Consider the following 23,974-nt stretch of genomic DNA (forward strand, 5'->3'; position numbering starts at 1 on the left):
CATGCCGTCAAGCTCTTTCAAAGAATTTGTCCTTCCGCGTCCCTATTGTAGCCAAATCATGCGGTAAACGCAAGCTCTCTTTGCGATTTCAGAGCGTGCCCGCGTTCTTTTGAACGCCAAAAACCGCCGGTTTTCCGGCGGCTCTGGGCTTTGACACAATTATTTATTTTCTGAAACCAGGGGCGAAAGGCGCATCAGCGTCTGCACATAAATCGCGAGGCTGCGCTTAAAGGAAGGCACATGCAGCGCTTCGTCGGGCTGGTGCGCGCCGCCGTGCCCGGGCGGCAGGATCGAGGCAAGCCCCGCGCCCGCACCCGGCATGGAAGCGCCGAACGTCACCGCGCGCGCAAGCACGTGTGAATACGTACCGCCGCCCATGACGAATGCCTCCCGCGCGTCGCCCGTCTCCTCGCGGTAGACGTCCATCATGCAGCGAACGAGCGGGTCGTCCTTGTCGATGTAAAACGCCTCCCTTGACGACGCTTCGCTCACCGCAAGGCCGCGCGCGGACGCAAAGGCGCGAATGTGGTCGTCTACCTGACTGCCCGACAGCATGCGCGGAAACCGACCGTCCAATGAAAGCGCCATGCGTCCATCCTCTACCTTCAGCATGCTGCCTACGAGCGTCAACGGACCGAAGACCGGGTCGTCCACGTTCAGCCCGCAGGCGCTTCCAAAGTCGTCCTTCATCAGGCTCGCGAGCGCCTCGACGGCCTCCTGGTCCTGCGCATCCAGCACTTTGGCGTCTCTCAGCGTGAAGAGCAGCCGACGCACCGCGTTGTCCGCCCCCTGCGGAAACGCCGCATGGCCGCTCTTGCCCTTGGCATGCACGCGCACGCCGCCCTCGCAGGGCTCCGTCCATATATCCATGCCGCCTCGCAGGGCCTCGCAGACCGTCTCTTCCCGCAGGCCCGCGACCTCAATCCATGCGTGATCCGGAATCAGGTTAGGCGCCTGTCCGCCGCAGCAGGCGCGGATGCCCTGCACCTTTGCCCCGACCCAGGCGTTGTAGTGCCCCTTTTGCCCGTAGCACACCGGGTAGTCGCAGTCCGCCACCAGCGTGAGCTCCGGCGCGTCCCCATGCTGTGCAAAGTAGCGCATGTCCTCCATTCCCGTTTCCTCGGAGGTGCCCATCAGCAGCCTGATGCCGCACGGCAGCTCGACGTTCAGATCCCGCAGGCACTTCATCGCGTAAAGGCCGAGCACAGCGGAGGCCTTGTTGTCCTGGCTTCCCCTGCCGATTACGTATTCGCCCGCGCGCGTCATCGAAAAGGGCGGGTAAATCCAATGCTCTCCCGCCGGCACGACGTCCAAGTGTGCGGCGATGCCGATCGCGGGATGCGGGATGCCCATCGACGCGACGCCGCAGTATCCGTCCACATCCTGCGTTTCAAAGCCCAGCTTTTTCGCGAGCGCGAGTCCTCTGTCCAGCGCCCGTCGGCATTCGGGGCCGAACGGCGCGCCCGGCGCAGAGGCTCCGCTGTCGCTCACGCTCGGCACCTCGATCAGCTCTGCGAGGCAGGCCAGCATTTCTTCCTCATGAGCGTCGATCCAGGCTGCAATTCTTTCTTTCATACGTCCATCTCCTTTTACGATACGGAAGAATTGACATTCGTCCGCACTTGTTGTATGATGATGCGCGGCTGCGCCGCGCAGCCATGAAACATCTATGCGCATTTCGCGTTTGAGGGGGCAATACACGTGGAAAACGATTTGGGACGCGATGACGTCGGCCGGCTCGTCCGCTCCATCGCTGTGCCGAGCATGCTTGCGCAGTTTGTCAGCGTCCTGTACAGCATCGTAGACCGCATGTACATCGGGCATATCGCGGGCGTGGGCGACCTCGCGCTCGCGGGCGTGGGCGTCTGCGGTCCGGTCGTCACGATGATCGGTTCCGTCGCTTCGCTCGTCGGAATCGGCGGTTCGCCGCTGATGAGCATCAAGATGGGCGAAGGCGACCGCAACAGCGCGCAGGCTATTTTGGCAAATGCCTTTCTGATGCTCTGCGCGTTCTCCCTCCTGATCGTCGCTCTGATTCTGCCGCTGCGCAGGCCTATGCTGCTGCTCTTCGGCGCGAGCGAGATCACGCTTCCCTATGCCGAGGAATATTTTACCCTCTATCTGTCGGGCACGCTCTTCGCCCTGCTGGCGACCGGCCTCAATTCCTTCGTCGTCGCGCAGGGATATGCCAAGACGGCGATGAAGTCCGTCGTACTTGGCGCGGTGCTGAACATCGCGCTCGACCCTGTCTTCATCTTTCTTTTCCATATGAACGTTCAGGGGGCGGCGCTGGCGACCGTGCTTTCGCAGCTGGCGAGCTGTGCCTATGTCCTCTTCTTTCTCTTGGGCAGGCGCGCCGGTGTGCGCATCACGTTTTCAGGCTATTCTCCCCGCACAGCCCTGCGCATTCTCGCGCTCGGCTTTACGCCTTTTTGCATCATCGCCGTCGACAACGTGATGATCATCGCCATGAATACCGTGCTCCAGCGATACGGCGGGCTAGGGCAGGGCGACCTGCTCGTCACCTGCGCGACCATCGTGCAGAGCTTCATGCTGGTCGTCACCATGCCGTTGGGCGGCATCAGCGGCGGCACGCAGGCGGTTTTGAGCTTCAACTACGGCGCACGCCGTTCGGAGCGCGTGCGCATGGCGCAGCGGCACATCTTCCTCTTCTGTATCGCCTACACCGCGACGATGTTCGTGCTGGCGCGCCTTTGCGGCCCGCTGTTCGTTCGCCTGTTTACGACCGACCCCGCGCTCAGCGAGCGTGCGCTCTGGGCCATTCGCGTTTGCACGTTGGGGCTGATCCCGTTGGGCGTGCAGTATGAAATCGTAGACGGCTTCACGGCCATCGGTCAGGTGCGCTATTCCCTTCCCCTCTCCTTCTGGCGCAAGGCGGTTTACTTCGTCTCTTTATTCGCGCTGCCTGCCGTCTTTGGCGCGGACGCTGCCTTCTACGCGGAGCCGATCTCCGACGTTCTGGGGCCGCTCGCCTCCATGATCGTCTACGCGCTGGTCATGAAGAAAATTCTTCTGCGGCGGGAAATGACGCAGGGCCCCTCCTGACCCGTCCTTCCCCCTTTCATCGCAGGGCAGCGCCCTGCTTTTTTCTTCGCAAATCACATGCCATAGTCATTCAGAACACGGCGCGCGTCACGCCCGTTTTAAGCCGGCGCCTTACTCGGCCTTTTTAAAAGGAACAGCGCGTAAAGCAGGGAAACCACGGTCAGAATAGCGCTGGCGAAGGTCTGACCGGCCAGGCTTCCCGGAACCGCAAACGCACTCGCGGCGTTTACCGCCGCGTGCGTCAGGATACAAGGCAGCAGCGTGCCGCTTTTTAAAAAGATCGTCGTGAACAGGAAGCCAATCGCCGTCGCATAGCAGATTTGGAGCAAGGTGCTTATCGGTTCCGCACCGGCCAGTAAATTGACAATGTGTCCCATGCCAAACGTCAGGCTGGAAATCACGATCGCCTGCTTCAAGCCCTTTGGAGATAGCGCCCGAAACAAAAGTCCCCGGAAGATGACCTCTTCGAGAAAGCCGACTAGGCACATGCTGACCACATAAAGCGCAGTTTCAACCGCGCTGAACCTGATTGTCACGCCATTCCAAAGGTTTGAACTCGCCAGCGCGAGCAGCGGAAGGTAGAAAAGGACGTCCTTCCCCTTCACTCCCCCGCCTCTTCCAAGCCCGTAATACGCCTGAAGACCGTCTCTTCGTATCTGCACATAAAGGGCTGCGGATAAAAGCGCGCATACCGGCACCGTGATGCACTTGATCATGCCAAGGCTTTCGGACACCGCATCCGCCAGCATTGCCGCCAAGACGTACAGGGCAATCCACGCAAGCGCTAGCCTCTGCTCATTCCTCTGCCGCTTCATCCGAAACGCCCTCCTCAAAAAAAGCATGGATCATCCCGCGCATCGCGCCGCGGAGCAGGCAAGCCGTCTGCGCCTCGTCGTACTCCATCGCATTGTTGGCCAGCATGCTGGCCATCCCGTGCGCAAGCAAGAAGACGGCCGTAAAAACACTGCGCGCCTGGCGCCGGTCCATCTCCATATCGCGCGAAAGCGCCTGCATCACCGGTTCCAACGCCGGATCGCCCGTCAGGTCTGAAAGCTTCCTGTCGGAAAATCGGTTGGACTGAAACAGGAAACGAAACAGGTTGGGTTCCATGGCTCCGAAGCGGATGTACGAAAGCCCGATCTCGAGCATGGAAGCGGCGCAGCCATCGCGCCCCTGCAGAATATACGCCGTGTGGCAGGCATCCGCTTTCTCATATACCGCGCTTTTCAAGTCCTCTATCGTCGCGAAGTGATAGAGGACCGGCTGCGTCGAGCAGTCCAGTTTCCTCGCTACCGCCCGTGCACTGATCCCTTCCGCCCCCTCTCCTCTGGCAATTTCAAAGGCTGCGTCCAGAACCATTTCCCGGCTCACTTTTTGCTTTGGCGCCACGCCCATCTTCCTTTCGCAATTTATAACGCAAATTATATAACAATCGTTATAATACTGCAAAGCCAGATGTTTGTCAACGCTTTTTGACTGGCCGCCTGCAATCAAAAGAGCCGGTGAACTGCGTTTGCAGTGTCACCGGCGGTAAGCCCGCTTGACGATGAACCCGCCCGTTTTTACGGCAGGGGGTTCCCCGCGGCCAGGTAAAGCCTGTACCACTCCTGGCGGGTGAGCTCCACGTCAAACGCCTTGCAGATATCCGCAAGCCGCTTTTCGTTCATCGTGCCCACGATGGTCTGTATATGGGCAGGGTGGCGCATGATCCAGGCGACGGCGATGGCGCTGTCCGTCACGCCCTTTTCGGCGGCGATCTTCTGAATCTCCTCGTTAAGGGCCTTGTACTTCTCGCAGCCGAGGAATACGCCCTCAAACATGCCGTATTGGAAGGGAGACCATGCCTGAATGGTAATGTCGTTCAGGCGACAATAGTCGAGCACCCCGCCGTCGCGCACGACCGCGTGGTCGGAGTGGATGTTGACGTTGACGCCCGCGTCCACCATGCCGGTGTGCGCCATGCCGAACTGAAGCTGGTTGATGACGATCTTCTGGGGCATGTGCTTTTGCAAAAACGCCATCTGAGCCGCGTTCTCGTTGCTGACGCCAAAGTAACGCACCTTGCCCGTGCGCTCCAGCTCCCCAAACGCCTCCGCGACCTCCTCCGGCTCCATCAGCGCGTCCGGGCGGTGCAGCAGCAGGATGTCGATGTGGTCGAGCTCAAGCCGCGAGAGAATGCCGTCCACCGCCTCCAAAATGTGTTCCTTGGACGCGTCGTAGTAGCCCTTGCAGATGCCGCATTTGCTCTGCACGAGCATCCTGCCGCGAAGGCCGGGATTGCGCTTCAGCACCTTTGCAAACAGGCGCTCGCTTTCGCCGCCGCCGTAGATATCCGCGTGGTCGAACAGATCGATGCCCTGCTCCACCGCGAGGTTCACGATCCGCTCCGCCTTTTCCACCTCCAGGCCCGCCATGCGCATGCAGCCGAAGGCGATCGGCGCGGAGCGCAGGACGGTGCTGCCCAGTGCAATTTTCTTCATCTTGTTTGTCCTCCTTGTGATGGTTCGGCATCGATCAGCTCTTCACCGCGCCTGCGGTGAGGCCGTTGATGATGTGTTTCTGACAAGCACAGTATACAACGAGCACGGGGATCAGCGCAAGCAGATACGCCGTAAACGCCATCGTATAGTTAAAGGAATACTCCGTCTTGAAGTTATACTGGAACAGCGGCAGCGTCCAAAGCTCGCGGGACTTGTTCAGAATGAACAGCGGCAGCATGAAGTCATTCCAGTACCACAGGATATCCATGATCACCAGCGTGGAGATCATCGGACGAATGAGATGGATTACGATGCGAAAGTACGTCTGCATGACGCTGCACCCGTCGATTTGCGCAGCCTCCTCGATCTCGATGGGCAGCGCACGGATGTAATTGACGAACAGGAACACGCCGCGCGTCAGGCTGAAGGTGATGTACAGCAGGATAAGGCCCCATTGGTTCATCATGTTCAGCGCGCTCATCTGCTTGACGATCGGCAGCAGCACGACCTGTGAGGGGATGAACAGCCCCAGCAGGATGTACGTATAGAGAAACTTATAGTAGCGTTTTTGCAGGTTCCGCGCCAAAGCGTAGCTCACCAGCGGCACGAATACCGCGACCACCGCCATGGAGACGACCGACACGAAGAGGCTGTTGAAGACGTACAGGAAGTAATTCTGGCTGCTGAGAAGCTCGCGGATGTTGTTCAGCGTAAAGGTGTGCGGCAGCGCGAAGAAGTTCTGCCCCGCTTCCTCCAGGGTCTTAAACGAGTTGATGACGACCAGATACATCGGGAAGAGGATGAGGAGGATGCCCGCTGCCAGCACGACGTTGCGCAGGCTGTGCCAGACGAACGTCTCCCCCCTGCTGTGCACCATGCCCGCGCCTGGCTTTCGTGTTTGTCTTGCCGCCTGTGTCATGCCTTGTTCACCCCGCTTCTGGAGGATACGTAGATCTGCACCGCGGAAAGCGCCGCGATGACGAGGAAGAGCAGCACCGCCTCGGTATTGGCGATGCAGAAATTAGGCGTATCGCCAAACGCGTCCTGATAGATCTTGATGCCGATGAGCATCGTCGACCTTGCCGGGCCGCCCTTGGTAAGCGCGAACGCGTAGTCAAACGCGGTAATGCCGGATTTGAGCGCCAGGATGGCGTTGACCGTGATGGTCGGCACGAGATGCGGCAGGGTGATAAATCGGAACTGCTCAAACAGGGACGCTCCGTCGATGACCGCCGATTCGTACAGCTCGTCTGGAATCGACTGCATGCCCGCCAGAAAGATCACCGTCGGCATGGCGAGCGCCTGCCAGAGGTTTACGAAGAGCACCGCATACAGTGCCAGCGTCCTGTCGCCCAGCGGCGACTTGAAGCCTTCCCCCATGCCCAGCAGGTTCATCACCGTGGGCAGGGCGCGGTAAAACACCTGATCCCAGATCAGCGCGACCGCGACCGAGCTGATCATCGCCGGGAAGAAGTACACGGACTTGAAGAACGTCTTGCAGCGTTTCACAGAGTTCAGCGCTACCGCAAGCAGCACGCCCAGTACGATCGTGCCGACGACCATGATGAGCGCGTAGCGGATCGTGATGAACGTAGAATCGTAGAACCGCTTGTTGCCGAGCACGCGCAGATAATTGGTGAAGCCTACGAAATCGTAATTTCTTGCAAGGCCGTCCCAGTTTGTCATGCTGTAATAGAAGCCCATGATTACGCTGTAAATATAGAAGAAGGTATAAAGGGCTAGCGCCGGCACCGTAATCATGAAAAAAGAGAACCTGTCGGAATTGATCTTTTTTGCCTGCATCTGCTCCACCTCTTAACGCTGTGTTGCCCTTAGGGAAAGGGACGGCACAGGCTTCCCCATGCCGCCCCCAAATTGATAGGAAAAAGCAGATTCGCTTACATGGCAGCGGCTTCGATCGCTTCGTCCAGCCCTGCGATATAGGCATCCAGATCGCCGTCGAGCAGCAGGCCCTGCACGACCTGGTAGAGCTCGGTCGTCACCTGCGTGGTCACCTTCGAGCCGAACCAGTCGCAAACCACGCCGGTCGCCGCCTTATCGATGACAGGCGAGACGCGCGGGTCGGAATAGGTCGTTCCCAGCAGACAGGAAGGCGCGCCGTCGATGTCGGACCAGAGCTGCGCGTTTTCCGGACGGGAAATGAATTCCAGGAACTTGAGGCCGACTTCCTTCTGCTCGTCGGTCGCCTCGGCGCTGATGCACAGCGCTGCATCGATGCCGGTCAGCAGCGGGCTTTCGTCGTACACGTCGCCGGGAATCGGGAACGCGCACAGGTTGAGGTCGGGGTTGGCGATCAGCAGCGTGCCGCGCGCATAGGAGCCGGTGATGCACATGGCGGACTTGCCGTTGGCGAAGTTCTCCCACATCGCGGTGTCGGAGGTGCCCAGCGGGTCAGGCAGCGCATACTCGTGCAGCTTGATCAGCCGCTCGCCGATCTTGCGGAAGGGCTCCGCGTTGTCAGCGATTTTCGCTTCGCCGTTAACGACCTTGACGATATAATCGACCGTCTCAGGATAGGTCGCCTGCGACAGTGCCTGGAAGCAGTGGCCGACGCGGCCCGGGTCCTTGTCGCCAAAGGCGAACGGCGTGATGCCGGCGGCGACCAGCTTGTCGCAAACGGCCATCAGCTCATCCCAGGTCGTGGGCAGCTCGGTAATGCCGACCTGCTCGAAGATGTCTCCGTTGTAGAAGATCGCCATGTAGTTCTGGCTCAGCGGCAGCGCGTAGGTCTTGCCGTCGGTATTCGCGCCCAGAGCCAGCATGCCCGGGTTCACGCGGGAGATGAAGTCCTGGCCTTCCAGACACTCGATGTAGCCGTTCGCGATCTTCTGCTTGAACTGCGTCTGCGTCGGATAGTCCGAGAAGATCGGCGGGATATCGCCGGTGGAGATGCGCTGCATCAGCACGGTGCCCGCGTCCGGAATGGTGTTGAGGTCGATTACGATGTCCGGGTTTTCCGCCTGGAACTTCTCGATGACCTGCGCGTACGCGCGCTGGGGACCTTCTTCCATCTTCTGCTGGAAGAATTCGACCTTCGTCTCCGCCAGGGCCATCGCAGCCGTCAGCGTCAGGACGAGGGCCATCAGAATCGCTAGGGTCTTTTTCATCTGGGTATCCTCCTGCCTTGTTGATAGTACCGCATCCGCGGCCGGACGTTTCGTCCGTTTGCTTCCCTTATTGTACAGCGCAGCGCCGTGCAATCCATGTAGCGAATATGACATTCCCGATACGCAGTTTATGACATCGTGCCTAAAAATCACACCGTCTTTGCCGTCATCAGGTCCAGAATCAGCTGATCCGCCATCGCCATGCCCTCACGGCCGACGCTGCCGAGGTTGTCGATCGTCTTTTCCACGTCCCGGTCGACGATGCCGTCAATGGAGGGCGCGTGCACGTTGTTCATCGCGAGCACCGCGCACTGCACCGCGGCGCTCACCGCCGTCGCCACCTTGACCGCGCAGCCGCTCTTCGCGCCGTCGCAGACCATGCCCGTAATGTTGGCGACCATGTTCTTGATCGTGTACTGCACCTGCTTTTCGTTTCCGCCCAGCAGGTACAAGATGCCGCAGGAGGCGCCGACCGCCGCGGCGATGCCGCACCCGCACAGGGCGCTGAGCCGTCCGATGCCCTGCTTGATGTGCACCGTCACCAGATCCGAAAGCGCGACCGCGCGCAGCAGGTTTTCTTCGCTGCTGTGCAGCTTGTCGGCGAACACCGCCACCGGCAGCGTGCAGACGAGCCCCTGATTGCCGCTGCCCGCCACGCTCATCACCGGAACCGGGGCTCCGGCCATGCGCGCGTCGCAGGCGGCTGCCGTCGTCGCCACCGCGCAGGTGCCCATATCGGTTCCCAGCACGTTGGTATGTACGCCGGTTTGCGCGATATTATGCCCTACCGACATGCCGTATCCGCCCTTGAGCCCGACCTGCGCAGCGCTCAGGTTCATTTCAACGCCCTCCTTTAAAAAGGCGAGCTCCTCCACGGGCGCCTCCTGACAGTAGCGCCAGATGCCGCCGACCGTCATCTCCGGCTCGTCCGCAGCCGTGCCCGCGCCGCCTGTAAGCGCCTCGTGGCGAAGCGTCCTGCCGTCTCGGACGACATCCGTCACGTTCGTGTGCGTGCGCTGAATGACCGCCGACGCGCTGTGACCGTTTCCCTTGACGCCAACCTCCACGTACACGCTTTCGCAGCCGCTCTTCTGGCTCACACGGACCTTTCCTGCGCCGATCATTCGCTTGCCGGCCTCCACGTGCTCCTTCAAAACCGTGTGCAGCACTTCGAGCCCCGCATCCGCATCTCCGCCCAGCGCGCCCAGCGCCGCCGCGATAGGGATGCCTGCCATGTCGCTGCCGGGAATGCCGACGCTCATCGCGTTTTTCAAGATATTCCGGCTGGCCAGCACCTCGATTTCCTCCACCGGCTCGCTTAGCGCGCGCGCGGCACAGGCCGCCGCGTAAGCCACCGCAATCGGTTCCGTACAGCCCAGCGCCGGAACCACCTCTTTTTTCAAAATCGCTGCGTAATCCGTCATGTATTTTCCCTCCCAATTTATCAAAGCTCCGTTCCGAAGCCCGCATTTTTTTCCCGCCAAACGCTCGGCGTCACGCCGTAATGCTTCCTAAAAAGCTGAATGAACTGCGACGCGTCCGCATAGCCGCACTCCGCCGCGATGCTCATGACGCTCATGTCCCGGGTCTTCAGCATATCGCACGCCTTCTGCATGCGCACCCCAGTGAGAAACGTACGGAACGACACGCCCGTCCTGGCCTTAAACAACCGGCTCAGGTAGGAAGCGTTCAGGTACAGCCGCGTTTCGGCCAGTTCCTTGAGCGAGATGTTCTCGCTGTAATGCTCGAAGATGTGCTGGCGGATGTACTCCACCGCCTCGTCCGCGCCCGATACGGCCACGCGTTCCTTGAGCGCGCAGACCTGCCGTATCGCGGCCGAGACCGCCTCTTTCAGCTGCTCCATCGTCGAAAAATTTTCCGTCGCGAGCGAAACCTGAAACAGCTCCTCGTCCGGCACGTCCGCGACCGTCTGTGCGATGGCCCGGTTCATGCGCCCGCAGATGCGCCCCAGCACGTCCTGAAGCGACACGAGCGAGGCGTCCGGCTGTGCGGCAACCTGTTCGACCGCACCGAGCGCGATGACCTCCGCCTCCTGCGCCCGTCCCTGCTCCAGACACGACGAAAGCTCCGCCTCCTCGCTGACGGCCAGCGCGCTCACATAGCGCGTCTGCTCCTTGAGCGCTCCGTACGAAAGCAGCAGGTCGGGCCGCAGCAGCCTGTAATCCAGCGCGTTTTGCGCCTGCCGAAAGGCGTAAGGAGCGCGCGCCACGTCGCTCAGCCCGCTCATCGCCATCCGCACGCGCAGTCCCTGTCCGCCCATCGCCTGCTGCCAGGTTCGCAGCTGCGACAGCCTCGCTTCCCGCGTAGGCGATAGCCCCGGCCCATACAGCGCCAGCACGCATACGGTCCCGCCCTGCGTGGGCAGGCGCACGTAGCGGACGCCCTCCTGTTTTTCCTCGCCCTCCAAGAGCAGCGCCTGCAGGGCGTTTTCCATCTCCCGCGTCCTCCCGTTTCGTTCGTAGGCGAAAAACACCAGGCAACGCTGCGCCGTGGGCGCGAGCGCTGTTACATAAGCCGGCCTTGCCGCACCCAAAGGCTGGGTAAGCCAGGTGCGCACCTGATGATAGGCGAGCATCCGGCGCATCTGCTCGCCGTCGCTCCTGAGGTTTTCCCGCTCCAGGCGTTCCCGCTGGCGCTGTCCGTGCCATTCCCGCGCACGCTCCAGCGCCTCGCAGAGCTTGTCGTCGTCCACGGGCTTGAGCAGATAATCGCGCACGTTGCTCTTCAGCGCGGCCTGCGCGTACTCGAACTCTCCATAGCCCGTAATCATGATCTTGTAAGCGTCTGGGTACTCGGCGTTAACCTGTGCCGCGAGGGTCAGCCCGTCCATCTGGGGCATGCGGATGTCCAGCAGCAGCACGTCGAAGGGCTGCGCGCGCATCAGCGACAGCGCAGTCATGCCGTTTTCCGCTTCCGAGATGACGGCGTCCTTCTGCCACGTCTGTACGCTGAGTACCAGTGCCTTGCGGGCGTAGTATTCATCCTCTGCAATTAAAAAGCGCATGCCTCTCCTCCTTTGCCGCGCGGCGCTCACGCGCCCGCAAACGCGCGCGTGAGCGTGTCCATCAGCGTCTTTAAATCGCCGGTGATCATATAGGCGCACACCGCATCCTCAAAGGCCATGGCGCTCTCGAGCGAATATCGGCTCTTAATCCACTCGGTGTGTTCAAACGTCTCGATGTGCTCCTGCATCTTGAGGGTGATCGGGTTCTCCTGAAGCGCCCCGACGATGCACGAAGGCGCGACGTCGTGCGCCGCATACAGCGTCGCGATCTCCGGCTGCGTCATGTAGGAAAGGAACTGCAGCGTCTCCTCCTTCAGAGGCGTCTGCGCGGAGATGCACAGCGCCGTATCCACGCTGGTCAGCATCACGCGCCGGTCCGCCGTGTAACCCGGCAGCGGAAACACGTCGATTTCGATCTCGGGATCGAAGTTTTCGATCGCGTTGAGCGCATAGCTGCCGGAGATGTACATGGCCGCCTTCCCGCTCGCAAAGCGCTCGCACGCCTCGTAGTAGGTGTACGCATTGGGGGAGTCACCGCCGTAACCGCCCAGCCGCAGCATGACATCAAACGCGGCCTCCATCTGTTCCCGCGCCTGCGGGCTGATCGTTCCGTTGCCCAGCCGTCCGAGCTGCGTCAGGTAGTCGTCTACGAGCACGGAAAGGACGATCTGCGCCACATGGCCGATGCGGCTGTCCCGAACACAAAAGACCATAGGGACGATTCCGCTTTGCTGCAACCGATCGCAGAGCAAAAACATCTCGTCGATCGTCTGGGGCTCCTTGAGGCCATAGGTTCTAAAGATATCGGCGTTGTAATAAACCTCCATGCAGTTGCGGTTGATGGGCAGCGCGTATACCTTACCGTCCGGGGCGCGCGACATTTCCAGCGTAGCGGGATCGATCGCCTCCAAAAACGGCTGTTCGCTCAGGTCGAGCAGCAGCCCGCGCTCTGCCGCACGGATAAAGCTGAGCTGCGTCGGCCAGTTGGTGAAGATATCCGGAACGTCCCCGCGCTGCATCCGTGCCACGAGCAGTTCCAGGGCGTTGGGAATGTTCTGCTGGCGAATCTTGACGCCGGGGTGCTCCTCTTCGTAACGCGCGATTACCTGGCTGAACCCTTCCATCGCCTCTTCCCGCTGCTGGTAAAATTCGATTTCCGTCGTCTGGGCGACGGCGGGAACCGCGGGGGTGTCCCACATGTTGGAGATAAAGACGGCAAACGCGCAGACCGCCGCGCTCAGAGCGAAAAACGCGCAGAACTTGATCCAGTATTTCTTCATTGCTTTGTCCCCCTTTTTGTATTATAGAAGCCCGGCTCCATGCGCGAATAGAACAATCATGACCTGTTCCATGTGCCGTTTATGACAACCTGCCCGAATCGCTTGCGCTCCCGCGGTGTGGGCGATTATACTAGACCTGCAAAGCCCCGTCGGGCATATGAGATGAAGAGGACCTATTATATCAGGAAAAGCGAGGTTACAACCATGAACAAACGAGAACGTCTTCTCACAGTCCTGGATGGAAAATGCGCTGACCGCGTGCCGGCTTCCTTCTGGTTCCACTTCGGCGGCGAAAACGCCGAGGGCGAGGCGTGCGTCAAGGCGCACCTCGATTACTATCGCGACGTGGATCTGGATTTCATCAAGATCATGTCCGACGGCCTGAACTATCCGCTGTCCGTCAAGATCGACTGCGCGGCGGACTGGAATCAGGTTAAGCCCCTGCCCCGTGATCACGCGTTCTTTACCGGGACGCTCGAACGCTGCTGCCGCATAAACGAGGAGCTTAACGGCGAATGCTGCACGTTTTATAACATGTTTTCTCCCTTTAACATCGTCCGTGAGCGCGACGTCTTCACCGAGCACGCGCTCGCCGGCCGTACCTGGGACCAGACGGTCATGGCGCACCTGCGCGAGGACGAGGAAGCGCTCAAGCACGCGATGGACGTCATCGGCGAAGATCTCGCCTATCTCGCGGAGCGCATCCTGCGCGAAACGGGCTGTGAAGGCATCTATCAAAGCGTTCAGGGGGCGGAGGTCGGCCGCATGAGCGCGGAAGAGTATGCGCGCATCGTCGCTCCTTCCGAGCTCAAGATCATTCACGCCGCAAACGCCGTGCGAAGCCACAACATCCTGCACATGTGTTCCTGGGCCGGAAACCCCAACCACCTTTCATACTGGAAGGACTATCCGGTGCTCGTGAAGAATTGGGGAATCGGCATCGAGGGCCTTTCTCTCACGCAGGCGCAGGATTTCTTCCCCAAGGGAACCATCCTCCTCGGTGGCATGGACAACCGCAGGACGCATCCTCTTTTCGCCGGCACCAAAGAGGAAATTCAAGCCGCCGTGCGCGCCGTCCTCAAGGAAATGGAAGGCAAGCCGTTCATTCTGGGGGCGGACTGCACCGTACCGCCGGATACCGACCGCCAGCATCTGAAGTGGGTCATGGAAGCGTTGCGCGGCTGAGAAGCACCAGACTTCCCGCCAGCGCGCCATCTCCCTGCCGCCCTGTGGCGGCAGGCACGCGCTCTTCGGGACGGCAGCATTCGCTGACGTCCCATCTTTGATTTAAAGGAGCAACCGTATGTCCGCACGCATCAGGCCCGTCTTCTTTTCCGTGCGCCACATGCTCATGCTGGCGTTCCTCTTTCTCATTCTCGTGCCCTATCTCATTACGAGCGTCTATTTTACCCTCAGCATGAGCTCGCAAATTCAGTACGAATCGGCCTCCACGCTTGCCGCGGACTCCAATACGATGCTTTACAGCCTGGACACGCTCCTCAGCGAGACACAGCGGGTCGCCTACCTGCACCTGGTCGATCAGGATATCGCGCGCATCCTGCAAACGCCGCACCAGCAGTACGATCTGGCCTATTATACGGATGAGCGCACCATGCAAAGCGCCATCAAGCATGCCACCAGCCTGAACACCAGCATGCTGGCGGTAACGTTCTATTCCTCCCTGGGCACGACCTATCAGGTCAACCACATCACGAACGTCCATCTCGTGGAGGAACAGAGCTGGTTTGACCTCGCCGCCCGTTCTGCGGACGGGTACTACGTCACGCCCGTACAGAAGGACGGCATGAGCCTGAGCGTCCTGCCCGTCGTCTACGCGCTGAACAATTCGCTGGACAACGCCTGCATCGGCTATGTCCGCATCGACTATGATCTGAACAGGCACCTGTCCGGCGCGCTGCGTCAGCTCAGCGCAGGCGTATCCGTCGCGCTCTTTCAGGACGACACGCTGTTGCTCGACACCGGCGGACGCATTCAGGACCTTCAGTCGCTCGGCAGCGCCCTGGAACAGGCACGCCCGATTCGGGACGACGTGGTGCAGCTCGACCTCGGCGGCTGTACGTGCGCGCTGCGTTCGGGGTATCACGAGAACACGCGCATGCGTATCGTCGCCTATCAGCCCCTGCAGCTTCGCTCGCATCCCGCGATGCAGCGCATCGGTGCCTGCCTCGTCATTCTGGCCGTGATGCTCTGCATCGACCTGCTTTTCAGCTGGATGATCGCCCGGCAGATCGGCAGCTCGATCAACGAGCTCTCCTACGCCATGGACAATGCTCAGCACGGGCAGAACGAGCTGCTGCCCGTCACGCAAAGCGCGCTCGTCAAGTCCGAGCTGGATCAGCTCCGCAGCAGCTATAATTCCATGATCAACCGCATCACCGCGAGCGCCCAGCGGGAATACGAGGCGCGCGTCGAACAGAAAAACATCGCCATGCGCGTGCTGGAAAGCCAGATCAACCCCCACTTTCTGTACAATTCCCTCAATCTCATCGCCTCCCTGGCCCAGCTCGCGCATCAGGAGACCCTGCGTTCCGTCGCCATCAGCCTGGCCGCGATGCTGCGCTATTCGATTAAGGGCGGCTCCATCGTCCGGCTCGAGGAAGAACTGATGCAGACCAAGCACTACATCAACATCATCAAGCTGCGATTCCCCGACCGCATCGTCATCCGGCAGAAGGTCGATCCCGACCTGCTCCCCTGCTACGTTCCCAAGCTGCTGCTGCAGCCGCTTCTTGAAAACGCCTGTAAATACGGCACGGAATCCGCGGCGCTGATGGTCGTCATCGAGATCACCGTGCGCGCGCAGGCGGACAACCTGCTGGTCATGGTCGCGGATAACGGCCCCGGCATTCCGGAGGACAAGCTGGCAGAGCTGCGCGAGCGCATCGCGCAATACAGCCCGGGCGATTCGAGCGCAAACGAGCAGGCGCGCTCGATCGGCCTTATGAACGTGCATGCGCGCGTACGCGCGCGCTACGGAGAGCCCTACGGCGTCACGATCGAAAGCTCCGGCCAGGGCTGCACGATCAGCATCCTCCTGCCCCGCACGACGGAGCTTTTAAGCGCTCAGCTCAAAATTTGAGCCGCGCCCCCATGCTCAGCTTCCCCTTGAACCCCCACTGAACATGAGGTATAATCAATATGTAGCTTTCATATTTCTACACAATATCAGTTTAAGGGGGCGCAGTCAATGGAGGAAGCCTTTGGGGGATTCGTAACCTTTTTACAGAAGCCCGCCGCCGTCTGGTGGGCGGTCGGCGTCGTAGCGTTCATCGTCATTCTTTTTGTCGCCGGATATTTAAAGGCTCCGCCGGACATGGCGTTCGTCATCTCCGGCCTGGGCAAGAAGCGCATCCTGATCGGCAGGGCCGGGTGGCACATGCCCTTCTTCGAGCGCGTGGATAAGCTGTCCCTGCAGGTCATGCAGGTGGACGTCAAGACCAGCGAGGCCGTACCCACAAACGAGTTCATCAACGTCATGGTCGACGGCGTGGCCAACATCAAAATATCCTCCGACCCCGCGCTGCTCGAACGGGCGGCTGAATCGCTGCTGGGCATGCGCTCCAACGAGCTCATCAGCCTCGTCACGCAGGTGCTGGAAGGCAACATGCGTGAAATCGTCGGCAGCGTCGGGCTCAAGGAAATGGTGCAGGACCGCCAGGGCGTCGCTAAGAAGATCACCGAAAACGTCGTGCCCGACATGTGCAAGCTGGGCATCGAGGTCGTCAACTTCAACATCCAGAATTTCCGCGACAACGCCGGCACCATCGAAAACATGGGCATCGACAACGTCGAACAGATCCGAAAGAACGCCCAGATTGCGAAGGCGAATGCCCAGCGCGACATCGCCATCGCCGCGTCGCAGGCCGATCAGGAAGCAAACGCGGTCCGCGTCGATTCGGAAAAGAAGATCGCGGAGCAGAACGCCGCGCTGCTCGTGCAGCAGGCGGAAATGAAGGTGCTCGCCGACACGAAGAAAGCGGACGCCGACGCCGCCTATTCCATCCAGCAGGAAAGCCAGCGCAAGACCATCGAGATCACCCGTGCCAACGCTGACATCGCCCGCCGTGAAAAGGAAGCTGAGATGGCCGAAAAGGAGATTGCCATCAAGGAACTGAAGCTGGACGCCGAGGTGCGCAAGCAGGCCGACGCGATGAAGTATCAGGCGCAGCAGGAGGCTGAGTCCGATCTCATCCGCCGTCAGCGCGACGCGGACGCCAAGAAATACGAGGCCCTGATGGAGGCCGAGGCGCAGAAGGCGCAGGCGGACGCGGCCCGCTACGCGATGGAGCAGGAAGCGGAGGGCATCCGGGCGAAGGGGCTGGCGGAAGCGGAAGCCATCGAAAAGAAGGCGGAGGCCCAGCGTAAGATGGGCGAAGCCTCCGTGCTCGAGATGTACCTTTCCGCGCTGCCGGAGGTCGTCAAGAACGCGGCCGCGCCGCTGGCACAAACCGACAAAATCGTCATGTACGGCGAGGGGAACTCCACCAAGATGGTGAAGGACGTCATGGCTTCGAGCAGCCAGGTCGTAGAAGCGCTGAAGGAATCTACCGGTATCGACCTGCCAGGCCTGCTCGCAGGGTTTGCGGGCGGAAAGCTGGCCGCGTCGAGCGGCAAACCGTCCGACAAGGACGACAAAAACGTCTGACTTGAGCGTAAAAGGGCCGCCGCAGAAAATTCCTGCGGCGGCCCTTTCGCGCGCTTGCGTCCTGAAAAACGATCGGCGTCAAGCGAAAACCTCAGATTACGAACTGCTCCATGTAGCGCTTGGAAAGCCGGAGCGAATCCAGCACCTTCTCCGGGGAGCCTTCAAAAGCCTTGTCCTCCACCTCGATGCAGGTGTACCCGTCATAACGGATGTCTGTGAGCGCGGAGACGTACCTTCCCCAGTCCACGTCCCCCAGCCCCGGCAGCTTCGGGCTCATGTAGTCAAGCGGATACGCCATCGTGCCGACCTGGTTCAGCTTGTCGGGATAGAGCTTGATGTCCTTGTAGTGCACGTGGAAAATCTTGTCCTTGAACTCGTAGATGGGCTTGATATAATCGATCATCTGCCAGACGAAGTGGGACGGGTCGTAGTTGATGCCCAGGTTCTTCGAGGGCAAAATTTCGAACACCTTGCGCCAAATCGCGGGCGTCGTCATCAGGTTCTGTCCACCCGGCCACTGGTCGGCGCCGAACAGCATCGGGCAATTTTCAATGGCAATGCGAACGCCCTGTTCTTCCGCCAGCGCAACGATAGGCGGCCAGACCTCGCGCACCAGCTCCAGGTTCTCCTCCACGGTCTTCGCCTGGTCGCGGCCGATGAACGTCGTAACCATGCCGACGCCCAGCCGCCTGCTGGCGACGATCACCTTTTTCAGGTGTTCCACCGCCACGGCGCGCTTTTCCAGATCGCCGTCCATCGTGTTGGGGTAGTAAGCCAGCGAAGAGATCTCGACCTTTTTCTTCGCGCAGTAATCCTTGATGTACGCGACGCGCGCGTCGTCCAATTCGTCCACGTTGATATGCGAAACGCCCGCATAGCGCCGCTCCGCCTTGCCGACCGGCCAGCACGCGACCTCTACGCACTGGAAGCCCAGGTCCGAGGCCGTATCGATCATCTCTTCAAACGTGCTCTGATCAAGAATGGCGCTGACAAATCCAAGTTTCATGCTCTTTCCTCCCGTATTGATGGTCGCTTGCAGCGCGTACCTTCTTTCGCGCCGATACGTCCATTATACGCAAAAACGGCATCTCTGGCAAGACGCGCCAGCATCTCCGCTTTTCCATTGACCCCGGGGACGTTTCACACTCCGTTCACATTTCGCACCCCGAAAAGTGCTTTAATAGAGGATAAATCAGATTTGCCATAGGAGGAATGATTATGTCGCTTTGGGAAAAAATAAAGGCTGGTTTTCGCAGCTTCATGACCGGGCGCAACGGCCCCGATCAGCTTTCGCTCGCGCTTATCTGGGCGGGCCTGATTCTGTACCTGCTGGATGCCTTTACGCATACGGGCATTTTCTCGCTGCTCGGCATGGCGGCGTACGTCTACGCGATCTTCCGTCTGTTCTCCAGAAATGTTGAAAAGCGCCGGTCAGAAAACGCGCGCTATGTGCAAAAAACAGGAGAAATCAAGCTGCAATTCCGTCAGGCGCGCGTGCGCTTTCAAAAGCGCAAGGAGTTTAAGTACTTCAAATGTCCGAAGTGCAAAGCCATCCTGCGCCTGCCTCGCGGCGTCGGCGAGGTCACGGTCACCTGCGGGAAATGCCACCACGCCTTTACGGAAAAGGCCTGATCTATTCGCATAGATGGGAAGGGGAAGCATACCATTTTGTGTACCTTCTCCCGGCAAACGCCGGGGAGATCCGCAAAGGAGGCTTCCAGGATGTCTAAATATCAAAAAGTGTTTTTTTTGATGGCGGTCGCGCTGATGCTGCTGCCCGCGCTCGCACTTTCGGAGTCCCTCTCGCTCGCGCAGGAGGAGTCCGGTGTCCGAATCGATGGGTACAAACGCGGGGACGGCTACTACCTGTTTCTGCCCGCCGGTCTGTCCGCCGAGGAGATGACCGTAGCTTTCGACGGGGAAGGGGATCTTTCGCTGGACGGAAAGCCGCTCTCGCCCGGGGATCGCGCGGCGGGCTTCACGGAGGGTGAACACACGCTCTCCTCCGGAAAGCACACCTACCGCATCAACGTCATGCGCTCCGCCAAGATTCCCGCGCTCTTTATCGATACGCAGTCCGGCAGTCTTAATCACATCCACGCCAAGAAGGGAAACAGCGAACCGGGCACAATGACCTTCTTCTCCGCCGAGGGAGAAATTCTATACGGCGGCGCGCTCGACCATGTCAAGTCGCGCGGCAACGCGTCCTTCAACTTTGAAAAAAAATCGTACCAGATAAAGCTGGCGCACGCCGCGCCGCTGTGCGGGCCGGACAGCGCAAAGCGGTGGATTCTGATCGGCAATCCGCGCGACAAATCCCTGCTGCGAAACAGAATCACCCTCGACATGGCGCGCGCCGCAGGCATAATCAGCACCCCGGAATGCGCGTCCGTCGATCTGTACGTCAATGGGGAATACCTGGGCAATTACCTTCTCACCGAAAAGGTAGAGATCAATGAAGGGCGCGTCGACATCGCCGATCTGGAAAAGGCTACCGAGGAACTCAATGACGGCGACCTCTCCATATATGACCGCGTCGGTTCCAGAGAGCGTTCAGACGGAACCGGCAAGGCCTACGCCATTCCCAACGATCCGCAGGACATCACGGGAGGCTACCTTCTGGAATACGAAGCCTATGCCGCCCGCTACGCGCAGGAACCCAGCGCATACGGTACGAAGAAAGGGGCGACCGTCGTCGTCAAAAGTCCCGAATACGCGTCCGAAGCGCAGATGGCGTACATCTCAAGTCTGATTCAAAGCTTTGAAAACGCCATCTACGCTCAGGACGGCGTGGACCCGGACACCGGACGGCACTACACACAAATCGCGGATCTAGGCTCTCTGGTGCGAAAGTACCTGATCGAGGAAATCTCCAAAAACTACGATGGAAACACCTCCAGCCAGTTCTTTTACAAGCCCGCCGACAGCGAAAGCACCCTGCTTTATGCCGGCCCTGCGTGGGATTACGACAGCGCGTATGGCGCCTATGCGCGCGAGGCGGGCATGAGCGTGCTGAAGCCCACGGGGCTCTACGTCGCCGCCTCCAGTCAGAAGAAGCATTGGTGGCCCGCGCTCTATAAGCAGGAGGACTTTCATCAGGAGACCGTCCGCGTCTATCAGGAGACCTTCTCTCCATTGATCGCCGGACTGCTCGGCGAAGCCGACGGCGAGGGACTGCGTTCGCTTGCGGATTACCGCGACGAGATCGCCGCCTCTGCCGCCATGAACTTCGTTCGCTGGCCGTTCTCCACAGAATCCAGCAAGGGCGTAAAATTATCTTCCACCTTTGAAGGAAACGTCTCCATTTTGGAAGAATTCATCCGCGAACGCCGCGATTTTCTGAACGGCGAGTGGCCCGACGCATAAGCAAAAGGCCGGCCCCCGAAGCGCATTCGGAGGCCGGCCTTCTTTTGTTTCTTTATTCCGCCTGCATCAGCGTCGTCAACGCTTCCTGCGGAATCAGGCTCATGAATTGATACATCGCCTGCATGACGCCCGCCTGCAGCTCATTTTCAAGCTGCGTCATCTCGCCGTTCGTCAGACCGACGACGTTCACGCGCTCATACCCGCTCACATCGAGTGCAACGTACGCCTGTGAATACAGGTCGAGGTTCAGCGTCACGTCCAGCAGGTCGCTGACGGAAAGATTGACGGAGGACTGACTGTAAACGTCCTCTCCTTCTACCCACGTGCCGCTCACGCCGCGCCCTTGAAGGGCATAGGCCATCTGCGAATTACCAGCCTTGTCGGCAAGCGATACGTTCGCCTGCACGTTGCCAGCCAGATAATCGATCTCGTCCTCCTGATAGGCGTCGCTCTGCGCCGCAATCGTGAACGACGCCACCTCGTCGTACTTGTTGCCGACGAGCAGATTCAGGTCGAGCTTATTCGTGCGCCCCGTATCCAGCAGATTTCCCAGTTCGACCGCCAGCGTCCCATCCACGCTGCCCTTTCCCTCCGGCAGGGTCATATGTCCCTGCGCGGTATGGCGGACGCTCTCGTCCAGCGTCTTGCGGCTGTAGGAGAGCGTTCCCACGTCAAACGGGAAGCCTTTCCACATCGCGGGCATCGTGCCGTCAAAGCCGACCGTCTCGTAATCGTCGCCGTAGGAGACGACAAATTCCGTCGCGCCTTCGTTGGGCTCCAGCGCCGCAATCGCCAGGCAGACCGCCTTGCCCGCCTCAAAGACGCTCTCCGGCGTCGCGCCCTGCTCCTTAAAAGCGTTTACGATATACTCCTGCAATTCCGCGTCCTCATAAAAGGTATCCGCGAGCGAGCGGATCAGCTTGCGGAAGTCGTCGTTGCGCACGCGGGCGTGCATCTGCGTCGCCACGCCATCGCGCGTCTCCGTCTCGTCGATGTAATCGTCGGTGTACTGGTACAGGTCTTCATGCTCGTACTGCACCTCGGACACCCAGTTCGCAACCTTGTAAAAATAGGTCACGTAGTCGTTGATCAGCATTTCCTGCAAATCCATCATCTCAGGGCTGGTCAGGTTGACTCCGTTCAGGGTCGCGCTGCTCGCCTTCTCAAACTCTTCCAGCGTGGTCACGAACGTCTTTCCGGGCACGAGGCTCGTCGAAAGCTCGATGTCGCTTTCCGTCACGCACAGCAGCGCGTCCACAACTGTCTGATCCTGCATCTGCAAAGAAAAATAGAACGTCGCGCCGCCATCTGTCTGTGCAGCGGTAACGTATAGTTTCAATGCGCTGGCGATCTGCGAAATCGCCTCCATCTGCTCCGCCGCAAGGTCCGGCAGCGCGTCGACGCTCAATCCCAGACCCGCGACGATCTCGCGGCCATTCGCATAACCTTCAGGAATCAGCGTCTTCATCAGCGTGCCCGGCTCGGCGGCCTCTTCGGCCATCCCCCCCATGGGCAGGGCCATTACCAGCAGCGCCAGCAAGAGCGCCAGCAGCTTGTTTTTTTGCATTACACAGTCCTCCAATCCATGTTTTCAACAGTATAGCGCATTTAAAATCAAAACGCAATTCATTCTGCGCCTGCAAGGCGCGCTTTTGTGTCCTCCGGAAGGAGCGGAAAGAGCCGCTCGAGCAGGCGCTGCGGCAGCTCGTTCAACGACGCGCCCATCCCCGACGCGCCCGTCGATTCCGGAAGCTCGATTTCCACGGCCTCCGCCCCTGCGACGTCGATTTGCGCCGTACCCTTCAGGATGCGCTTTCCCCCGCAGGAAAGGTCAACGTCCAGGGTTTCGTTCAGGCGGACGTCCTCGGCCGCTTCGCCTGATACGGCTTCCGCGCGCTCCTTCACGGTGAGGCTGACATCGCCCAGCCCCAGCATCTGTACCGCGGGGTCCTTGTCCGTATACCCAATCGTCAGCGTATTCTTCAGGATTTCCGAAAGCTTCCCTGCGTCATTCGTCCGGTAGGTGTTGCCTAGGCTCGCGCTGAGACGGAACGTCCGCGAATACCCGCCGAGCTTTCCCGACACGTTCAGGCGGATTTTCTGCGTTTTCGCGGCCTCTTTGCTGCGCGTCGCCTTCGCGCTCGTCGAGTCGACCGCTAATACGGCTTGAAGCGTGTTGCGCTTATCCTGCTCCAGATTCAGCTCCGCGTCCACGTTTCCGTTCTTCACCCGCACATCCAGCCTGAGCGTCCACGGATCGCCACCGGAGCAGGACGCCGCAGCGTTCGCCTTGAGCCGCGCGAGCTCCCCCGTCTCCGATGCCGTCCAGTCGAGCTGCAGGGGGCGCGTCAGGGTCCATTGGCCCAACAAGGCCTCAGCCGACGACCGGAAGGGTTCGGACATTTGGGGAGACATCAGGACGAACAGGTTCTCAATCTGTTCCTGCGTCAGGCTCATCTGCATCTCGTAGGCCTGCCCCGGCGTAGCCGCCGCATAGGGCATCGCATCCTGCGTACCCTGTGCGCGCAGAGCAAAGAGCATCTGAAAGACATCGCTTACGCCCAACGTCTCCCAAAGCTGCGCCTCGTTCTGGGCGCGAACGCTTGCCGGAAGCAGATTGCTTTCAAGCGACGCGCCGTCCGGCGTCCTGATCAGTTCAGCGTCCGCAAAGTCCACACCGCCGTACGCCAGCGTCCAGGCGTCCAGTCTTCGATCGGCCGATTGCTGCGACACATAACGGATGGTCAGTCCCTCGAAAAGCGATTGCAGCGTCTGCATGCCTTCGTCGCCGACGGACAGGAAATCCTCCGGCGAAAACGTCATCTGTGTTTCGATTCGCCCGCCGTTTTTCCATAACTGCTCAAGACGCGAAAGGCCCTGCGAAAATTCCGCTCGCACAGCGCCTATGGGCAGCAGAGCCATGCAGAAGACTGCGGACAGAATCTGCTTTAGATGCTTCATAA

The 23,974-nt window shown here is 60.0% G+C and carries 19 protein-coding genes; 6 read left to right on the plus strand and 13 right to left on the minus strand.

The annotated features are described in order from the left end of the window. Window positions 1–159 precede the first annotated feature (159 nt). Window positions 160–1,575 (minus strand): Sapep family Mn(2+)-dependent dipeptidase, encoded by a 1,416-nt coding sequence (locus C1725_RS12450; RefSeq protein ID WP_346026633.1) that lies wholly within the window; start codon window positions 1,573–1,575, stop codon window positions 160–162. Between the two features lie 126 nt (window positions 1,576–1,701). Between C1725_RS12450 and C1725_RS12455 the strand changes: the two genes are divergently transcribed. Then, window positions 1,702–3,066, plus strand: coding sequence for an MATE family efflux transporter (locus tag C1725_RS12455; protein WP_346026634.1), 1,365 nt, complete (start codon window positions 1,702–1,704; stop codon window positions 3,064–3,066). Window positions 3,067–3,164: 98 nt separating this feature from the next. Here the strand turns inward: C1725_RS12455 and C1725_RS12460 are convergent, their stop codons facing one another. The 9 genes from C1725_RS12460 to C1725_RS12500 form a co-directional block, all read right to left on the minus strand. Then, entirely contained in the window at window positions 3,165–3,815 is a 651-nt protein-coding gene (locus C1725_RS12460; RefSeq protein ID WP_346026635.1) for a CPBP family intramembrane glutamic endopeptidase, read from the minus strand. A gap of 46 nt (window positions 3,816–3,861) precedes the next feature. Further along, window positions 3,862–4,455, minus strand: coding sequence for a TetR/AcrR family transcriptional regulator (locus C1725_RS12465; protein ID WP_346026636.1), 594 nt, complete (start codon window positions 4,453–4,455; stop codon window positions 3,862–3,864). A gap of 173 nt (window positions 4,456–4,628) precedes the next feature. After that, window positions 4,629–5,546 carry an aldo/keto reductase gene (locus C1725_RS12470; RefSeq protein ID WP_102411918.1) on the minus strand — a complete coding sequence of 306 codons (918 nt, stop codon included), beginning with the start codon at window positions 5,544–5,546 and terminating at the stop codon, window positions 4,629–4,631. A gap of 34 nt (window positions 5,547–5,580) precedes the next feature. Then, the gene (locus tag C1725_RS12475; protein ID WP_346026637.1) at window positions 5,581–6,465 is read right to left on the minus strand and encodes a carbohydrate ABC transporter permease; all 885 of its coding nucleotides are present in this window, start codon (window positions 6,463–6,465) and stop codon (window positions 5,581–5,583) included. Further along, the gene (locus tag C1725_RS12480) at window positions 6,462–7,349 is read right to left on the minus strand and encodes an ABC transporter permease subunit (protein ID WP_102411920.1); all 888 of its coding nucleotides are present in this window, start codon (window positions 7,347–7,349) and stop codon (window positions 6,462–6,464) included. The genes C1725_RS12475 and C1725_RS12480 overlap by 4 nt, the downstream gene beginning before the upstream one ends. 95 nt (window positions 7,350–7,444) lie before the next feature. Further along, the gene (locus C1725_RS12485) at window positions 7,445–8,674 is read right to left on the minus strand and encodes an extracellular solute-binding protein (RefSeq protein WP_102411921.1); all 1,230 of its coding nucleotides are present in this window, start codon (window positions 8,672–8,674) and stop codon (window positions 7,445–7,447) included. 149 nt (window positions 8,675–8,823) lie between these two features. Next, on the minus strand, window positions 8,824–10,098 hold the full coding sequence (locus tag C1725_RS12490; RefSeq protein WP_102411922.1) for an L-serine ammonia-lyase, iron-sulfur-dependent, subunit alpha: 1,275 nt from the start codon (window positions 10,096–10,098) through the stop codon (window positions 8,824–8,826). Window positions 10,099–10,118: 20 nt separating this feature from the next. Continuing rightward, the gene (locus C1725_RS12495) at window positions 10,119–11,699 is read right to left on the minus strand and encodes a response regulator (protein ID WP_102411923.1); all 1,581 of its coding nucleotides are present in this window, start codon (window positions 11,697–11,699) and stop codon (window positions 10,119–10,121) included. Window positions 11,700–11,725: 26 nt separating this feature from the next. Next, the gene (locus C1725_RS12500; protein WP_102411924.1) at window positions 11,726–12,979 is read right to left on the minus strand and encodes an extracellular solute-binding protein; all 1,254 of its coding nucleotides are present in this window, start codon (window positions 12,977–12,979) and stop codon (window positions 11,726–11,728) included. A 204-nt stretch (window positions 12,980–13,183) separates the two neighbouring features. Between C1725_RS12500 and C1725_RS12505 the strand changes: the two genes are divergently transcribed. The 3 genes from C1725_RS12505 (at window position 13,184) to C1725_RS12515 (ending at window position 17,645) form a co-directional block, all read left to right on the plus strand. After that, window positions 13,184–14,164, plus strand: coding sequence for a uroporphyrinogen decarboxylase family protein (locus C1725_RS12505; RefSeq protein WP_346026638.1), 981 nt, complete (start codon window positions 13,184–13,186; stop codon window positions 14,162–14,164). A gap of 118 nt (window positions 14,165–14,282) precedes the next feature. Further along, a complete protein-coding gene (locus tag C1725_RS12510) occupies window positions 14,283–16,079 on the plus strand; it encodes a histidine kinase (protein WP_102411926.1) in 1,797 nt (598 codons plus the stop codon). A gap of 108 nt (window positions 16,080–16,187) precedes the next feature. Then, window positions 16,188–17,645, plus strand: coding sequence for an SPFH domain-containing protein (locus tag C1725_RS12515; protein WP_102411927.1), 1,458 nt, complete (start codon window positions 16,188–16,190; stop codon window positions 17,643–17,645). Between the two features lie 91 nt (window positions 17,646–17,736). Here C1725_RS12515 and C1725_RS12520 read toward each other — a convergent pair whose 3' ends face one another. Continuing rightward, the gene (locus C1725_RS12520) at window positions 17,737–18,651 is read right to left on the minus strand and encodes a TIM barrel protein (protein ID WP_102411928.1); all 915 of its coding nucleotides are present in this window, start codon (window positions 18,649–18,651) and stop codon (window positions 17,737–17,739) included. Between the two features lie 212 nt (window positions 18,652–18,863). Between C1725_RS12520 and C1725_RS12525 the strand changes: the two genes are divergently transcribed. After that, window positions 18,864–19,277: a hypothetical protein gene (locus C1725_RS12525; protein WP_102411929.1), complete on the plus strand. Its 414-nt coding sequence runs from the start codon at window positions 18,864–18,866 to the stop codon at window positions 19,275–19,277. 90 nt (window positions 19,278–19,367) lie between these two features. Next, the gene (locus C1725_RS12530; protein WP_102411930.1) at window positions 19,368–21,011 is read left to right on the plus strand and encodes a CotH kinase family protein; all 1,644 of its coding nucleotides are present in this window, start codon (window positions 19,368–19,370) and stop codon (window positions 21,009–21,011) included. Window positions 21,012–21,063: 52 nt separating this feature from the next. Here the strand turns inward: C1725_RS12530 and C1725_RS12535 are convergent, their stop codons facing one another. Together C1725_RS12535 and C1725_RS12540 are read right to left on the minus strand one after the other, a co-directional pair. Further along, a complete protein-coding gene (locus C1725_RS12535; RefSeq protein WP_102411931.1) occupies window positions 21,064–22,578 on the minus strand; it encodes a hypothetical protein in 1,515 nt (504 codons plus the stop codon). A gap of 59 nt (window positions 22,579–22,637) precedes the next feature. Further along, window positions 22,638–23,972, minus strand: a complete 1,335-nt coding sequence (locus C1725_RS12540; protein WP_102411932.1) for a hypothetical protein — start codon at window positions 23,970–23,972, stop codon at window positions 22,638–22,640. Window positions 23,973–23,974 lie beyond the last annotated feature (2 nt).

This window comes from Beduinella massiliensis, from assembly GCF_900199405.1.
Taxonomy (GTDB): Bacteria; Bacillota; Clostridia; order Christensenellales; family Aristaeellaceae; genus Beduinella; species Beduinella massiliensis.

What these genes read in the sequence shown, in the direction of transcription:
- C1725_RS12540 (WP_102411932.1), bottom strand. Translation starts at nt 23,972, where the DNA reads ATGAAGCATCTAAAGCAGATTCTGTCCGCAGTCTTCTGCATGGCTCTG.
- C1725_RS12520 (WP_102411928.1), bottom strand. Translation starts at nt 18,651, where the DNA reads ATGAAACTTGGATTTGTCAGCGCCATTCTTGATCAGAGCACGTTTGAA.
- C1725_RS12505 (WP_346026638.1), top strand. Translation starts at nt 13,184, where the DNA reads ATGAACAAACGAGAACGTCTTCTCACAGTCCTGGATGGAAAATGCGCT.
- C1725_RS12535 (WP_102411931.1), bottom strand. Translation starts at nt 22,578, where the DNA reads ATGCAAAAAAACAAGCTGCTGGCGCTCTTGCTGGCGCTGCTGGTAATG.
- C1725_RS12450 (WP_346026633.1), bottom strand. Translation starts at nt 1,575, where the DNA reads ATGAAAGAAAGAATTGCAGCCTGGATCGACGCTCATGAGGAAGAAATG.
- C1725_RS12490 (WP_102411922.1), bottom strand. Translation starts at nt 10,098, where the DNA reads ATGACGGATTACGCAGCGATTTTGAAAAAAGAGGTGGTTCCGGCGCTG.
- C1725_RS12480 (WP_102411920.1), bottom strand. Translation starts at nt 7,349, where the DNA reads ATGCAGGCAAAAAAGATCAATTCCGACAGGTTCTCTTTTTTCATGATT.
- C1725_RS12525 (WP_102411929.1), top strand. Translation starts at nt 18,864, where the DNA reads ATGTCGCTTTGGGAAAAAATAAAGGCTGGTTTTCGCAGCTTCATGACC.
- C1725_RS12500 (WP_102411924.1), bottom strand. Translation starts at nt 12,979, where the DNA reads ATGAAGAAATACTGGATCAAGTTCTGCGCGTTTTTCGCTCTGAGCGCG.
- C1725_RS12470 (WP_102411918.1), bottom strand. Translation starts at nt 5,546, where the DNA reads ATGAAGAAAATTGCACTGGGCAGCACCGTCCTGCGCTCCGCGCCGATC.
- C1725_RS12460 (WP_346026635.1), bottom strand. Translation starts at nt 3,815, where the DNA reads ATGCTGGCGGATGCGGTGTCCGAAAGCCTTGGCATGATCAAGTGCATC.
- C1725_RS12530 (WP_102411930.1), top strand. Translation starts at nt 19,368, where the DNA reads ATGTCTAAATATCAAAAAGTGTTTTTTTTGATGGCGGTCGCGCTGATG.
- C1725_RS12515 (WP_102411927.1), top strand. Translation starts at nt 16,188, where the DNA reads ATGGAGGAAGCCTTTGGGGGATTCGTAACCTTTTTACAGAAGCCCGCC.
- C1725_RS12495 (WP_102411923.1), bottom strand. Translation starts at nt 11,699, where the DNA reads ATGCGCTTTTTAATTGCAGAGGATGAATACTACGCCCGCAAGGCACTG.
- C1725_RS12510 (WP_102411926.1), top strand. Translation starts at nt 14,283, where the DNA reads ATGTCCGCACGCATCAGGCCCGTCTTCTTTTCCGTGCGCCACATGCTC.
- C1725_RS12475 (WP_346026637.1), bottom strand. Translation starts at nt 6,465, where the DNA reads ATGACACAGGCGGCAAGACAAACACGAAAGCCAGGCGCGGGCATGGTG.
- C1725_RS12485 (WP_102411921.1), bottom strand. Translation starts at nt 8,674, where the DNA reads ATGAAAAAGACCCTAGCGATTCTGATGGCCCTCGTCCTGACGCTGACG.